The organism is Rothia mucilaginosa (assembly GCF_901875305.1).
Taxonomy (GTDB): Bacteria; Actinomycetota; Actinomycetes; order Actinomycetales; family Micrococcaceae; genus Rothia.
The window spans coordinates 135677-151558 of sequence record NZ_CABFLY010000006.1 but is presented as its reverse complement, the minus strand read 5'-3'; the positions used below and the strand labels follow the sequence as shown (position 1 = coordinate 151558).

9 protein-coding genes are annotated in these 15882 nt (G+C 61.1%); 1 reads left to right on the top strand and 8 read right to left on the bottom strand.

The annotated features are described in order from the left end of the window. Positions 1 to 12: 12 nt before the first annotated feature. The 8 genes from rpmA to ileS form a co-directional block, all read right to left on the bottom strand. Positions 13 to 270: a 50S ribosomal protein L27 gene (gene rpmA / locus JX292_RS07870; RefSeq protein WP_049332527.1), complete on the bottom strand. Its 258-nt coding sequence runs from the start codon at positions 268 to 270 to the stop codon at positions 13 to 15. A 41-nt stretch (positions 271 to 311) separates the two neighbouring features. Further along, a complete protein-coding gene (rplU, locus tag JX292_RS07865) occupies positions 312 to 623 on the bottom strand; it encodes a 50S ribosomal protein L21 (RefSeq protein WP_005505764.1) in 312 nt (103 codons plus the stop codon). A 569-nt stretch (positions 624 to 1192) separates the two neighbouring features. Continuing rightward, positions 1193 to 4894, bottom strand: a complete 3702-nt coding sequence (locus JX292_RS07860) for an Rne/Rng family ribonuclease (RefSeq protein ID WP_204863221.1) — start codon at positions 4892 to 4894, stop codon at positions 1193 to 1195. Between the two features lie 600 nt (positions 4895 to 5494). Beyond that, a complete protein-coding gene (locus JX292_RS07855) occupies positions 5495 to 5734 on the bottom strand; it encodes a nucleoside-diphosphate sugar epimerase (protein WP_204863220.1) in 240 nt (79 codons plus the stop codon). A gap of 202 nt (positions 5735 to 5936) precedes the next feature. Continuing rightward, a complete protein-coding gene (locus JX292_RS07850) occupies positions 5937 to 6605 on the bottom strand; it encodes a vitamin K epoxide reductase family protein (protein ID WP_204863218.1) in 669 nt (222 codons plus the stop codon). 435 nt (positions 6606 to 7040) lie between these two features. Continuing rightward, on the bottom strand, positions 7041 to 7718 hold the full coding sequence (locus JX292_RS07845) for a TenA family protein (RefSeq protein WP_204863216.1): 678 nt from the start codon (positions 7716 to 7718) through the stop codon (positions 7041 to 7043). 350 nt (positions 7719 to 8068) lie between these two features. Then, entirely contained in the window at positions 8069 to 9736 is a 1668-nt protein-coding gene (locus JX292_RS07840) for a bifunctional folylpolyglutamate synthase/dihydrofolate synthase (protein ID WP_204863214.1), read from the bottom strand. 131 nt (positions 9737 to 9867) lie between these two features. Continuing rightward, a complete protein-coding gene (gene ileS / locus JX292_RS07835) occupies positions 9868 to 13209 on the bottom strand; it encodes an isoleucine--tRNA ligase (RefSeq protein ID WP_204863212.1) in 3342 nt (1113 codons plus the stop codon). A 1494-nt stretch (positions 13210 to 14703) separates the two neighbouring features. Here ileS and JX292_RS07830 point away from each other — a divergent pair. Then, positions 14704 to 15639 (top strand): DUF6318 family protein, encoded by a 936-nt coding sequence (locus tag JX292_RS07830; protein ID WP_204863210.1) that lies wholly within the window; start codon positions 14704 to 14706, stop codon positions 15637 to 15639. Positions 15640 to 15882: the final 243 nt, after the last annotated feature.

Genomic DNA, 15882 nt, shown 5'->3' with positions numbered 1-15882 from the left:
TAGCGGTGAGTATTACTCAGCTGCAGCCAGGATGTTAACGACCTTGCGGCCCTTGCGGGTACCGAACTCGACGGTGCCTGCTGCCAGAGCGAACAGGGTGTCGTCGCCACCGCGGCCAACGTTCAGGCCGGGGTGGAAGTGGGTGCCGCGCTGACGAACGATAATCTCGCCTGCGTTGACGGACTGGCCGCCGTAGCGCTTAACACCGAGGTACTGGGGGTTCGAGTCACGACCGTTACGGGTGGAGCTTGCGCCCTTCTTGTGTGCCATTCTGTATTCCTACCTTAGGGTTGAATTCCGGTTCGCTTCGATTACGCGTTGATAGCGGTAATCTTGACGGTGGTCAGCTCAGCGCGGAAGCCCTGACGCTTCTTGTAACCGGTCTTGTTCTTGTACTTCTGAATAACGATCTTCGGACCGCGCAGGTCCTCGACCTTCTCAGCAACAACCTTGGCGGAAGCCAGGGACTTTGCGTCAGCGGTGACCTTGTCACCGTCGACGAGCAGCAGCACGGGCAGCTCGATGGTGCTGCCGGGCTCGCCTGCAACACGGTCAAGGGTAACGAGGTCGCCGACGGAAACCTTCTCCTGGCGGCCGCCAGCGCGTACAATCGCGTATGCCACTATGGGACTCACTTTTCTCGACAACTTGCTTCTTGGATCTCACTCGAATGAGCAGCCTGCGCTTTCATTACTGTGCGCCCTCCCCGCCGGTCGGATAACCGCGAAAGGAGGAACGGCCCGTGCGTTCCGACGGGATTGCCCGCCGGAGCCACCACGCGAGGCTCACCGGTGGTGTCTCTCTCCCGCACGTTCCAACCTCAGCCGAATACTCGACCGAGCCAAAGACGATGCGGGTGGGAGCGGTGTCTCCCGCTGGCCCTGCGTCGATAGGGCTTCACTGAGATAAACACCAGTCCTTAAGAATACGGCATGAAGGACGGGCCGCGCAATAGAGCTACCTCACCGAAATATGCGGATGCGGCGTGATGTTCCTCAACCACACCCCGGTGCGCTCCCCCAGCATGTTCCCGGCAGACTCCCCACGTACCCTCCCCCGATGCGCTTTCCCCCGGCAGGCAGACCGGCGGACGCAAAATGGCGATGGCTAAACGGAAAAGGCCCCGGCGGCGTGGATTCCTCCACCCCGTCGGGGCCTTTTCATTATCTGCTACTACGCGCGAACCGCAGGGCTAATCGTCCTTACCCAGGCGCTTGATGTCGGCAGCAGCCACACCGATGCCAAGCATCGTCGGAGCCGAAGCCTCCTCGATGGCCGGGGCCACATCCGCCACGGAAGCGGAAGCCACCACAGAACCGTGAGCGCTCTCGGCAGTATCGACGGTCACGACCTTCGAACCCACGCCGGCGCTCGAAGCGGCACGGCGGGTGCGGCGCTTGCGCGGGGCCGGAGCAGACGGCGCAACCGATGCGGGCTGGGCCGGCTTCTGCTCCGCCTTCTCCTGCTTCGGTTCAGCAGGCTCAACCGAAGGAGCACCAATCACACCGGTCACGGCCGGGCGGGTGCCCTGCTCACGCTGACCGTTCTGATCAGCCGACTCGGCGGCGCGGCGTGCACGGCGACGCGACGCGCGGGGAGTCTCGCGGACATCCTCAATACGAAGGTCCTCACGCTCAGCACGCTTCGACTCGGAACGTTCGGTGTGCTCCGCACGCTCGGAACGGCGCTTGGAGGAACGCTCCTCACGACCCGGGCGAGAAGATTCACCCTCAGGACGGGCGATACGGCCAGCCTTCTGCGAGGCACGAGCCTTCGCCTCACCCGCACGAATCGCCTCAAAACGATCCGAAGAACGGCTAAAGCGCGGGTCGAGCTCGGGATCAACATGGTGATCCATCACGCCGGAATCCGAACCCTCCACCGCTGCAATCGCGGTATCGTCCAACTCATGACGCTTCTCGGAGCGGTTCTGACGAGAACGACCCGAACGGGAGTTCTTCTCCTCACGCTGAGGCTTTTCCTCGCTCTTCTCCTGGGCGGCCGCTTCCTCTTCCACACGGTCGAAAGCGCTAGCCAGCTGCTCCAGGGAGAAGCCACCCTGCTCACCTGCCCATTGGCCATCGGTTACCTCAGAGACCTTCTGCTCGCGTTCAGCAACCTCGGCGTGAGCCTGCTCGCTCGCCTCTGCGATACCCTGAATCTCCTGCTCCAGCGAGAGCTCAGCGGTCTCGGCGCGGCGCGAACGCTTGCGGCGCTTACGCTTCTTGCGGGTCGAGGTGGTCTCCTCCGAGCCCTCCTCGTTCTGGACAGAAGCTGCGGCCACGGCGGCCATCGCATTGCGACGCTCGGCCTTCTTCGACTCCAGCGCGTCCTGCTTCTGCTGGTCACGCGAATCCTCACGGGAGGCCGAACGGGCACGCTTACGCTCGTTACGGTCGTGGCGATGAATGAAGTCGGAGGCGCCACCACTACGGCCACTCAGCGGCTGATCGTGAACAATCAGACCGCGGCCAGCGCAATGCTCGCAAGGCTCCGAGAAGACCTCAAGCAGGCCGGTGCCCAGGCGCTTGCGGGTCATCTGAACCAGACCCAGCGAAGTCACCTCGGTCACCTGATGCTTGGTGCGGTCGCGGCCCAGGCACTCAATCAGTCGGCGCAACACCAGGTCACGGTTCGACTCGAGCACCATGTCGATGAAGTCAATCACGATGATGCCGCCGATATCGCGCAGACGCAGCTGACGCACAATCTCCTCAGCCGCCTCCAGGTTGTTCTTGGTGACGGTCTCTTCAAGGTTGCCGCCGCTACCGGTGAACTTACCGGTGTTCACGTCCACCACGGTCATGGCCTCGGTGCGGTCAATCACGAGCGAGCCACCCGAGGGCAGGTAGACCTTGCGGTCCAGAGCCTTAGCCAACTGCTCGTTAATGCGGTAGTGATCGAAAAGGTCCTCCTCGCCGTCCCACTTCTGCAAGCGCGAAACCAGGTCGGGTGCCACGTAGGTCACGTAGGCTTCGATGGAATCCCAGGCATCCTGACCCTGAACGATCATCGCGGTGAAGTCCTCGTTGAAGACGTCACGCACGGTCTTAATCATCAGGTCAGGCTCCTGATAGAGCATCTCCGGAGCCAGCACCTTGCGGGAGTTAGCCTTCTCCTGAATCTCTTCCCACTGCGCGCGCAGACGGTTAATGTCGTGGGTCAGCTCCTCCTCGGAGGCACCCTCAGCCGCGGTGCGCACAATCACGCCGGCACCCTCGGGCAGCTTGTCCTTCAGAATCTTCTTCAGACGCGCACGCTCGGTGTCGGGCAACTTGCGAGAAATACCGGTCATTGAACCGCCCGGCACGTACACCAGGAAGCGGCCCGGCAGAGAAACCTGGCTGGTCAGACGGGCACCCTTGTGGCCAATCGGGTCCTTGGTGACCTGCACCAGCACCGAATCGCCCGGCTTCAGAGCATTCTCAATCTTGCGGGGCACGCCGTCCAAACCGGTGACGTCCCAGTTAACCTCGCCCGCGTAAAGCACAGCGTTACGGCCACGTCCAATATCGACGAAGGCAGCCTCCATAGACGGTAGGACGTTCTGCACCTTACCCAGGTACACGTTACCAATCAGGGAATCCTGCTGAGTCTTCGACACGAAGTGCTCAGCCAGCACGCCATCTTCGAGCACACCAATCTGAATACGGCTATCCTTCTGACGGACCACCATCTGACGGTCCACGGACTCGCGGCGCGCCAGGAATTCAGCCTCGGTCACGATGTGACGGCGGCGACCCAGGGAACGGGATTCGCGGCGACGCACACGCTTAGCTTCCAGACGGGTCGAGCCACGCACGCCGGTCACGGTATCGGATGCGTGAGAGTCAGCCAGGCGCGGTGCGCGCACCTTGGTGACGGTCTCAACATCGTCTTCGACACCGCCTTCAATCTCGATGTCCTCGGTACCGCGGCGACGGCGACGGCGACGGTGACTGGTCACCTCAGCCTCTGCGGCTGCCTCCTCGCGACGGCGCTCCATGCGGTCCTTGCGCTTCTGCTCTTCAGCGGCGGCGCGGCGAGCTTCACGCTCGAGCTTGGCTGCCACTGCGAGCTCACTCAGCTCCTCGGGCTCGGGGGCCACGAACAGCGGCATTGCGCCCATGGGGGTGCGCGAGCGAAGCTCCTGCAGCTTCTCACGCTGCAGGTCGCTCAGGGTCTTAACGGGCTCGGCGGGTGCCTCCTCGTCGGCTACCTCTTCAACAACGGAAACCTCAGCTTCGAGTACCTCAGCCACGCCGTCGGTTGCCGCGGGCGCTGCATCAGCGGAGCCGGTCTCAGCATTCTCAGCCTGCTTCTCGGCGGCTTGCTCTGCCTCGACCTGAATCTCGGCTTCCGCGGCGGCCTCGCCCTCGACGAATTCGGCTTCGGCAGCCTCTTCTGTGGCTTCTTCGGCCTTCTCTGCCGCGGTCACCTTCTCAACCTTGGCGATCTCCTCGACCTTAGCGGTCTTCTCGACGGTCTCGACCTTACCCACCTTCTCGACCTTAGCGACCTCTTCAACCTTCGCCATGCGCTCCTGGGCGGCGGGAGCCTCCACAGCCTCAACAGACTGCTTCTCGACAGCCGCAAACAAGCTGTTCAGGGTCGAAGCAACCTCAGACTCAGGCACCGCAGGAGCGGCGGTCTTCGGCGCGGGGGCATGCTTAGCCTTAGCGTTACGCAGATTGGTCAGGCCCGTGGCGATAGCTTCATCTAGGGGAAGCTCGGGAGCCTTCTCCTTCTTCGGACGTCCCGGGCGGCGACGCTCAGCGGGAGCAGCCTGAGACTCGGAGCTCTGGCGAACATTCTTACGCAGAGTTTCACGGGTTTCTGCGGAGGCGTTCTTCTCCTCCGCGAGGGCGTTCAGCGCCTCAAAAACCCCAAGTTCGACGTTCTTCTCGTCAGACATTAATCTTCTTTCGTCATACCCCGCTCCGCATCGCGAGGATTTTTGACAGCGCGCATACAGCGCAAAGCCTAGTTGCCGTCACCGTGGCTCAAGCCTCTCCCTGCGAGCGCGCATACGTGGGGCGCAACCCGGGCGCTATCTCTTTCAGCGCCGTCATTCGTGGGGGCGAGCGGGCGGAACGCAACGCGTACCGCAACGGTCACAGCCACCCCGCAATCGAGCACGGCCACGCCCTCCCTGGGCGCCCTGCCGGTCTTCGGGATTCTTCGCCGTCGCGGTCCGGTCCGCGCGGTGCGACAGTCATGCTCCGCGGCTTACGGCCGGTGCTCTACGGGTACTCTCCCTCGATGCGATGGTGGGGATCTTCTGCGCGTGCGGGGCGCACAAGACACCGCCCTTCATTATACCCGTACACAACCCCCTCGAAGCTACCCGGGATGCGGGGGAAACCCACATACGGCCAAGCGCAAGAAAGCCGGACGGCGCCCGTGCACCATCCGGCTTTCGTTCAAAAATTTGGGCGAGACCCCGCACGATACGGAACGTCCATCCGGCGAATCTCCCGCGAGAAACCCGCAAGAATCGTCAAAGAAATAGAGGCTAGTCCAAGCCCAGCTCAGCGTCACGAGCCTCACGCGCCTGCTGCGCCAGCTTCGGATCGGTCGGAAGGTACTCCGGACCCGAACCGGTCGCAAACGGCACCCCCAAAATAAAAACGAAGGGAGAAAGAATCAGCAGGATAACCCACAGCAGAGAAAAATGACCGGCGGTCAGCAGCAGAAGGGCAATCAGGAAAATTACGGCGGCGCCACCCATCGTGGCCATTCCGGCAGTCTTCACGGTTCTCCTCAGTGAGCAAAGGAACGTACCCGTCCATTATACGCACGCAAAGTGACACACGCGGCGTTCCCACCCTCGCCGTAACTGCACCGCTACCGCATCACTCAACTGAGGGCCGCAGAGTACAGAAAAGCCCCGGCAGCCGTGCTACCGGGGCGTTCCCCACGTATTCCCTTCAGATATCGTTCGCAAGCCGGAAGGGTTACTGCATCATGCCCATAATAACGTCGAAGAAACGAATCACGATGATGCCAAAAATCAGAATCAGCCACAGACCAATCGCGAACCACGACCAGGCACGGGCACTTTCACGAACCGACGGCGAGGCAGGAATAACACCCGCTGAGATGTTGTGCACCGTGGTCTTCACGAAAAGGGTAATGGTCATAACCCACACAATCATGCAGAACAGGCAGAGAGCGTTGATGTGGAAAGTCGTCTCAAACCACAGCCACATGATGAAGGCCGTCGCGGCGCCCAAGCCGATGTTCAGGCAGATCCAGAACCACTTCTTAAACTGCGCCCCAGCCAGAATTGCCGCGCCAATCGTCACCACGATAGAGAAGCCAACCAAACCAATAAAGGGATTCGGGAAGCCGAAGGCCTCTGCCTGCGGGGTGCGCATCACCGTACCACAACTCAGCAGGCCGTTGATGTCACAGACCGTGGTGTGGCCGGCGTCAACATAAATCTGCAGGCGTTCATACACCAGGGTCGCAGCGGAGGCCAACGCGATGAGGCCGGCACAAATCAGCCACCAACCCAGCCGGCGGTCCATGGAGGTCGTCGTTCCCTCCGCGCCCTCCAGCCCGCCGATGCGTTCGTTCTCGGCCTGGGGCGGTTCGATAGTACTCGATGCGGCGGTACCCATACGACTCCTTATAGATAGTGTTTCACGGTGGTACTTTCTCGGTAGCACCGTCTGATGCTCTGTGATACTGGGGATGCAACAACCTTCAATTCGGCAGCTCCTCACGTAATTGAGCCAACCGCCGGAGGCGCACCTCCCCTCGTGCAGTAGCGGGTACGTACCGGCGCGACACAGACAGCACCCCGGAAGCGGTACCCCATTTATCCTAGCCTCTCACACTGCCAAATAGCACACCGCCAGCTCCTATATTTTATTTATGACGCGTCATTTTACGTAGATAAGCGCACATTTGGAGCGTTCCCGAAAGACAAAAACCCTCGGAAGATGCCCCACCATTTAGCGGTGGGCGCAACCTCCCGAGGGCCAATCTGGAGTAGGTGCGTGGCGGCTACGATAACGCGCACAACCAGCGCATCAACTGTGCATGAGGGCAGTTTAAATCAGCGGATGACGGTACGACTCATCAAAGAACAGCTGCTCCAACGCCACCGTGCGGCTAAAGAACTCGCGGGCAGTCTGCGCATCCGCCGGGCCCACACGATCCAGTTCACGGCGCAGGAAATCTACCAGTTCATGGAACTCCGGGTAATCATGCAGGCTAATCCACTCGTGGTGCACAAAAGATTCGGGACGCTTGGCGGGAGCTTTCGACGCCCAGTCCAGGTACAGGCCCTCACACACCACCAACACCGACAAAATACCGGCGTAGCTGCCGCTGGACGCCGCGTCCAGGAAGAGACGCTTAAACCCGGTGGTTGCCTGCGTATCAGGCACGGAATCACACTGCTGCTCCGTCACCCCCAAAGCCTCAAAACTACGCAAGAAGTAGGTGTTCTCATCACCGGCAATTTCCCCAGCAAACTGCGCCAAACGCAGGCGACCCGAGAGAGTGTCAGCATTGGCGATAGCACCACCAATCAGGGCGAGGAACGTATCCAAGAAACGGTAATCCTGCACCAGGTACCCCGCCATAACCTGCGGGGCAATCGAGCCGTCAAAAAGCTCAGTCACAAAACGGTGATTCGTGGCAGAAAGCCAGGTGTCAATGTTCTCCTGGCGTAGCGTTTCAGTGAACGAATCAGTGCCGGTCAAATCAGTGAAGGGCGCGGACATAAGGTTACCTTTCGCTCTGTGGCATACCGTCACTGGTATGCGTATGTATGCGGATTTGTTGGCGCGGCCTCAGACGTGAGGGCCGCTACTGTCGCGAATATATCACCCCGGCCGATACGCTCGCCCCGATTTGCCCTTACCCACCCGGCAAATATTCGTTCTTTTCGTTTTTTGGGTGAGTGGGGGCTCTTGAGCTTTGGGCGTGACGCCACTCCGTTTCTCCCAATTACAAAACGCCCAATTACAAAACAAGCCACAAAAACGGTATACAAAAGCGGGGCACCACTCCCCCAGCCAGCCATACCAGCCAGAGGCGGCGCCCCGCCTTCTCGTCAATAACCTCGTAGGTGTTACTCCGAGTCGTCCTCGGACTCCTCGTCACCGAAGAAGTCCTCGGTGTACGAGTCACCCAGCGGCAGACCCAGCGAATCTTCCAACGAAGAACCCGTCGCAGACTCGCCACCCAGCTCAGCCATGATGTCGTCCAGCAGCTCATCCGGCTCAGCAGAGGCAGCCGCAGCCGCCGCGGCAGCCAGAGTCGAAGCCGACGCCGCACCCGCAGAACCCGCATAAGCACCCTCGGCGCCCAGCTCATCCGGCAATTCCTCAACCTCAGCGCCGGGGGTCTTCGCCTCCGCATGTGCAGCCAGCAGGGTACGAGCCTCACCGATTACGGTAATCGAACCGGTAATCAGCACACCCGCCGACTCCTGCTCGAAGAGAGCGTTCTCCATGGCGGTGGCAATTGCCTCATCCAGGTGCTCAAACACCTCGATCGAGTCCTCGTCAATGCCCGCGTCCAGGGCCAGCTCGTGCAGACGCTCCGGCGCAATCGCACGCGGCGAATCCGAGGCCGACAGGTACAGGCGGAACGTGCCGTCCGAAGCGTCCACGTACTCTTCGCGCATGGTCTCGAACATGCCCAGGGCGTCCTTCTCCCCCAGAATGCCAACCACGGCGTGCAGGTGCGAAAGCTTGAACGCCTCAGTCAGCGCGGTCGCAGAAGCACGCACGCCGTGGGGGTTGTGGCCCGCATCCAGGATGGTCAGTGGCTCGGTACGCACCACCTCCAGGCGGCCAGGCGAGCGCACCATCTCAAACGCAGTACGCACCACATCCTCAGGCAGCTGACGCTGGCCGCCGAAGAAGGCCTCCACGGCGGCAAGAGCCACGGCGGCGTTCTGCGCCTGGTGCGCGCCGTGCAGGGACAGCGGCACGTCCGGGTACTCGCCGGCCAGGCCGCGCAGGGTCAGCAGCTGGCCGCCGACCGCGAGCTCGCGGGAGACCACGCCGAACTCGACGCCCTCGAAGGCAAAGGATGCGTCCTTCTCACGGGCGGAGGCGAGTAGCACGTCGGCAGCCTCGGGCTCCTGAACGGCCGAGACGAGGAAACCACCGGGCTTGATGATGCCGGACTTTTCGGTCGCAATCTCGGCTAGGGTTTCGCCGAGCATATCGGTGTGGTCCAGACCGATCGGGGTGACCACGGAAACCACACCGTCAGCAACGTTCGTGGAGTCCCAGGTGCCGCCGATGCCGACCTCGAGCACCACCACGTCCACCGGCTCGTCCGCAAAAATCGCGAAGGCGAGCACGGTAATGGACTCGAAGAAGGTCAGGGCGGGCTCGCCGCGGGAGGTCATCTCGGCGTCCACGATCTGCAGGTAGGGGGCGATTTCGTCCCAGATGCGCACGAAGGTGGCGTCCGGCACGGGTGCACCGTTGATGCAGATACGTTCGGTGACGCTTTCGAGGTGCGGGCTGGTAAAGCGGCCCACGCGCAGGTCATGTCCGAGCAGCAGCGCCTCAATCATGCGGGCGGTGCTGGTCTTGCCGTTCGTGCCGGTGATGTGAATCACCGGGGCGGCGCGGTGCACATCGCCGAGGATTTCGACGGCGCGGGCCACGGCGTCCAGGCGCGGTGCCATCTTGTTCTCGGGCGCGCGCGCCAGCAGTTCACCGTAGACCCGCTCCACGCCCTCGGGGTCGGGAATTGCGGGGTAATTCTTCTCGCTCATTGTTCTCCTCACTGGGATAGCCGGTCGGTGCCGGCGGGGGCCCACCGTGCGGCAGGGTAACCGCGTGGCGGGATAGACGACGGGCCGCCCCGCCCGTGAAGGGGGCGGGACGGCCGTACGGTTCAGGCGTGTTAGGCCTTAGCCACGCTGATGGACAGCTCGGGGCCCTCGGTCAGCTGCAGGGACACGGCGAGGGTTTCGCCGGTCACCAGTGCCTCGTTGGCGCGCAGAGCTGCCAGGGTTTCCTCGGGTGCCTCGATGCTCAGGTTGATGCGGTCCGCCACGTTCAGGTCGGCGTCCTTACGTGCCTGCTGAATAGCGCGGATGGTGTCGCGGGCGATACCCTCGGCCACCAGCTCGTCGGTCAGCTCAATGTTGAGGACCAGGAAGCCGCCGGGTAGAACGGCCGCGGCAGTGTGCTCGGCACCCTCAGCGTCGGTGTCAACCACGGTCACCAGCTCGTACTCGCCCTCTTCCAGGGCCAGGCCGCCGTCCAGAGCCTTCACGCCGACCAGGACGGTACCGTCCTCGGTCACGGTCCAGTCACCGGACTTGGAAGCCTTAATGGCCACCTGCACCTGCTTGCCCAGGCGCGGGCCTGCCGCACGTGCGTTGACCTTCAGCTGCTGGGAGATGCCGTAGTCAGCCGGGTCGACGGTGTCGGCGCTGACCAGGGTCACCTGGCGCAGGTTCAGCTCGTCCTCGACGATGGTCGCGAAGTACTCCGCGCCCTTCTCGCCGAAAGCGGTGCCCAGGGCTGCGAATTGCTCGGGTGCAATCGCCACGGTCATCTTCTGCAGCGGCTGGCGCACGCGGATCTTCTTCTCCTTGCGCAGTGCCGAACCGGCGGAGCAGACCTCACGCACGGTCTGCATGAGAGCCAGCAGGTCGGACTCGTCAGCGAAAGCGGATGCCTCGGGCCAGTCAGCCAGGTGCACGGAGCGTTCACCGGTGAGACCGCGGTAGATTTCCTCGCTGCTGAGCGGCAGCAGGGATGCAGCGACCTTCGACACGGTCACCAGTGCGGTGTAGAGGGTGTCGAATGCGTCGGTGTCTTCATTGAAGAAGCGCTCGCGGGAACGGCGCACGTACCAGTTGGTCAGCGCGTCGGCGTACTGGCGCAGGTATTCGCAGGCGTTCCAGATGTCGTAGGAGTCCATCGCATCGGTGACCTGCTCGATCATTTCGCGGGTCTTGCCGAGGATGAAGCGGTCCATCACGTGCTGCGAGTCGTACTTGAGCTTGGCGCTGTAGCCTTCGCCGTTGTTGGCGGCGTTGGCGTACAGGGCGAAGAAGTGGTAGACGTTCCACAGCGGCAGCATGACCTGGCGAACGCCCTCGCGGATGCCCTGCTCGGTCACGATCAGGTTGCCGCCGCGCAGAATCGGCGAGGACATCAGGAACCAGCGCATTGCATCGGAGCCGTCACGGTCGAGGACCTCGGAGACGTCCGGGTAGTTGCGCAGGGACTTGGACATCTTCTGACCGTCCGAGCCAAGCACGATACCGTGGCTGATGACGTTCTTGAACGCGGGGCGGTCGAAGAGCGCGGTGGCCAGCACGTGCAGCACGTAGAACCAGCCGCGGGTCTGGCCGATGTACTCGACGATAAAGTCCGCCGGGTAGTGGTTTTCGAACCATTCCTGGTTCTCGAAGGGGTAGTGCACCTGTGCGTAGGGCATGGAACCGGAGTCGAACCAGACGTCGAGCACGTCTTCCACGCGGCGCATGGTGGACTTGCCGGTCGGGTCGTCCGGGTTCGGGCGGGTCAGCTCGTCGATGTACGGGCGGTGCAGGTCGGGTTCGCCGTTCTTGTTCAGGGGCAGGCGGCCGAAGTCTGCCTTGAGCTCTTCGAGGGAGCCGTACACGTCGATGCGCGGGTAGTTCGGGTCGTCCGAAACCCACACGGGGATCGGGGAGCCCCAGAAGCGGTTACGGGAGATGGACCAGTCGCGTGCGTTCTCAACCCACTTGCCGAACTGGCCGTACTTCACGTTCTCCGGAATCCAGTTGATCTGCTTGTTCAGTTCGTACATGCGGTCCTTGAAGTCGGTGACCTTCACGTACCAGGAGGTGATTGCACGGTAGATGAGCGGGGTGCGGCAGCGCCAGCAGTGCGGGTAGGAGTGCACGTAGGACTTCTCGCGAATCAGCGCGTCGTCTGCCTTGAGGGCGTTGATGATGGTGCGGTTCGCGTCGAATGCCTGCACGCCTGCAATCTCAGCCAGGGCGGTGGAGCCGGATGCGGTGGGCTCGGTGAAGAGCTGCAGGAACTTTGCGCCTTCGTCGAGGGAGAGGATCACGGGGATTCCGTAGCCTTCACAGACCTTCTGGTCGTCTTCACCGTAGGCGGGTGCCTGGTGGACGATACCGGTACCGTCGGTGGTGGAGACGTAGTCTGCGACCAGGATCTGCCAGGAGGTTTCGGTGCCCCACTTTTCAGCGTCTGCGAAGTAGTCCCACAGCGGGGTGTAGCGCACGTGCTCGAGCTGAGAGCCGGTGTAGCGTGCGGTGACGGCTGCGGCGGCGTCCTCGGCGGGGTTGTCGCCTTCGTAGCCGAGGTCCTTGGCGTAGGAGCCGAGCAGGTCGGTGGCGAGCAGGAAGGAGCGGCCCGCGAACTTGCCTGCGCCGGGTACGACGGAGTATTCAATCTCGGGTCCGACGGCGAGCGCCTGGTTGGTGGGCAGGGTCCAGGGGGTGGTGGTCCAGGCGATTGCCTCGACGCCCTCGAGCTCTGCGGCGACCTTCTCGTCGGCACCGAGCGCGGTGTCTGCAGTGAGGCGGAATGCGACGGTGACGGTCTGGTCCTGGCGGTCCTTGTACACGTCGTCATCCATGCGTAGCTCGTGGTTGGAGAGGGGGGTCTCGTCCTTCCAGCAGTAGGGCAGCACGCGGAAGCCCTGGTAGGTCAGGCCCTTCTCGTAGAGGCGCTTGAACGCCCAGATGACGGACTCCATGTACTCGACGTTCAGGGTCTTGTAGTCGTTTTCGAAGTCGACCCAGCGTGCCTGGCGGGTGACGTACTTTTCCCACTCGTTGGTGTACTTGAGCACGGAGGCGCGGGCGGCATCGTTGAAGTTGTCGATGCCCATTTCGAGGATTTCGCGCTTGTCGGTCATGCCGAGCTGCTTCATGGCCTCGAGTTCTGCGGGCAGGCCGTGGGTGTCCCAGCCGAAGCGGCGCTCAACCTTGTGGCCGCGCTGGGTCTGGTAGCGGGCAACGAGGTCCTTGGCGTAGCCGGTGAGCAGGTGGCCATAGTGGGGCAGGCCGTTGGCAAAGGGAGGGCCGTCGTAGAAAACGAACTCATTCTCGCCGTTTTTGCCGGCGGGGCGGTTCGCGATGGATGCGGCGAAGGTGCCGTCCTTCTTCCAGTAGTCGAGGACCGCTTCTTCGAGTGCGGGGAACTTGGGCGATGCGGTGACGCCGCTTCCTGCGGCTTCGAAGGCACTCGCCTTGGGGTATACGTTAGACATTGGGTGCGCCCTTATCTGTTGTTCTCGCCGTTGAGATGACGGGCGCAGTACGCGGGTGCGTGCACTCGTCGCTTCTCAGCCGGTGAGGGTTGACATGACGGGTGCAAGGACGCCAAGGCATCGCTGACCTGCCGGCGGGGCCGGAGTTTCAGGATGCGGCGCGGTACCACCTTGCTTACTGAGTTAACCAGCTCAACGCACCGAACCCTTCCGGGGCTACGTGGCCTCGCGTGTCCGCGATGCCTAGCCACCGGAAGAGCGGCGCGTTGGGCGGGTATCAGTCGCTTATTACAGCTATATCGGGCTTAACCGTCCGGTTCTACTGGGACTACATCTCTTCCGCTAAGACGCCCTCGCCGCAGCGATTGGCGGGCGCCCGCAGGTGCGGTCTGTTCTTCCGAATTGCTCGCCGGTGATGGCCGGGTCGTTGCAAACACTAATAGTTTATGTGGCTTTTAGCCCCGAATGCAACCTCGATTGGTGTGGGTTTGAACGCCTCCGCTCCCCTGCAGTCCCCGTAAGGTGCAAGGAATGAACGGGGCACTCTTCCGCGAGTTTTCGAGCCCCAGAAGCCTTTAAGAGACACTCGCAAGTCACGCACTCGGGCGTGTCATCCAATGTATGTTTTTACATCGTTGCAGTGTGGTTTTAAGTTGGTTTTGAATTTAGGTGTTGAATTTTTAAAAGCACCTTTCGGGCAACCACAAGATATTGGGCTGAGGCGGAGGTGTGTCCACTAGATATTCACTCCGTAAATTTTTTCACCCCTCTACCTTTGGTGTGGGAACTAATTTTTTGCCCCATCGAGCGGTGTATAGCGAGTGAATAGAGTGCATATTCAGGGATTACAGAATGGTTTCCCCACCTGGCTGCCCCACCTTCTTTACTCTTTCGCTGGGATTCCAAATCCCTTTGGAAGGAGAGTTGTATGCACCCAATCCCCCGTTCTGTCGCACAGAAAATTAGCTATATTTCAATAATTCGACGCCTCAAACATGATGCAATTCACATTATCTGACACCGTTCACGGGTGCCCACCAAGCCTAACCACCCCTAAGTATCGTGATGCAACCCCAGCTTCACATGTTGATGATTGCGATCTGGGTTTAGTAATCTCTCAGGAACTACTAAGGTTCATTTCTATGCATTTTGAATCAATTGACATAGAATAGAGAACATAACGCATCAAAAATGATTCTAAGGTTTCTACCGCTAGGAAACCGTCGAAGCTGACAGTTCCCTGGCCAGCAGAAACCGGTCTAGCGCAAAACTTGACCAGTGCAAGCTGGAACGAACGAATCCTACGGTTTCATCTTTGGTTCATGCGGGTGCTCTGCCTCGGTGGCAGAGCGCATCGAGGCGCCTTCCGGTTTGCCCTCCGATGACGCAACCGGGTTTATTCCCGCACGCGAACCTCACCTATGACGAATACAACCACGCACCCGTACTCGGGTGCCCCGAGCTCATCTCGGGATAAATTCAAGGAGTTCCCCGATGTTCCCCCTGACTCGCTCTTCGAGCACTCGTTCCGCCATCGTTAGCTCTTCGGCCCTTCGCCCGCTGACTCGCCGTACTCTCCTACTGGGCGGTGCCGCCTCTCTGCTGGCGGGCTGCGCCTCCGATATTCACCCGTTGAGCGAAGAGGCAAAAGCTAAGGTAGGCGCCCCCACCGCTACCCCCACCACGAGCGCGGCTTCTTCCGCTTCACCTTCTGCATCTAGTTCGGCATCTGCTTCAGCAAGCGCTAAGAGCAGTTCTTCCAGCGCTGCACGTGTGCCCGTATCTGAGGATGCGCTCGTTGAAGGCTGGCGCGAATACCCCGGTCCGCTAAAGTTGACCGGCGAGTACACGGGTGAGTACCAGCCCGCAACGGCTTCTTCCCCGGCGAAGAACGTACCCAAACCCCTTAAGACCGTTCCGCACCGCGAGGACTCGACCTTCCAGGGAGCCTACGAGACGTTGCGCGCCTACTACAGCGCCCAGATCACCGCGCTCAAGGATGGTCGCTACGCAGATCAGGCGATTGAGCTGACCTACCCGGCAGATAAGAGCGCTATCGACGAGGTCAAGGCAGTCAAGGAACTGTACGAGATGAACGGCTGGTACATGGACTTTACCTGTAGCATTTCCATGCAGAATACGGAGCCTAGAACCGCGCTGAGGAACGGTGACGGCTACGTAGAAATCATGATGGACGCCAAATATTCTGCCACCGCCATCCATCAGCCGGATGGCACCGAGCGCAAAATACCGGCAATTACTCAGGTATCCATACCGCACGTGATGCTCTACACCGAGGGTAAGTGGTGGCGAATCAGCAACGACTATCTGAACGAACGTTTGAATGGCGGCAAGGGCTCTTCGAGTTCCGATGGTTCCAGCAGCCCTAGCAGGTCTTCATCTTCGGGCCGTAGCTCCACTCGGGTCTAATTTCGTATGGGTCTGAAGCCGTTCCGTTCCAGAAGTCTGGCATCTAACGTAGCCCCACCTGATACATCCCATGGTCACTAACCCAAAGTCGTGATGGTACACTCCCCTGTACCTCACTGACTTTGGGTTATTGCGCCTTAAAGATAACGTTCAGGGTTTTTTGACGAACCTTTCAAATGGGCCACCTATAGTCATACCCGGATACTCCCCCGCGTTCCTCACGCCAGCCGCGTGATTTTTTGG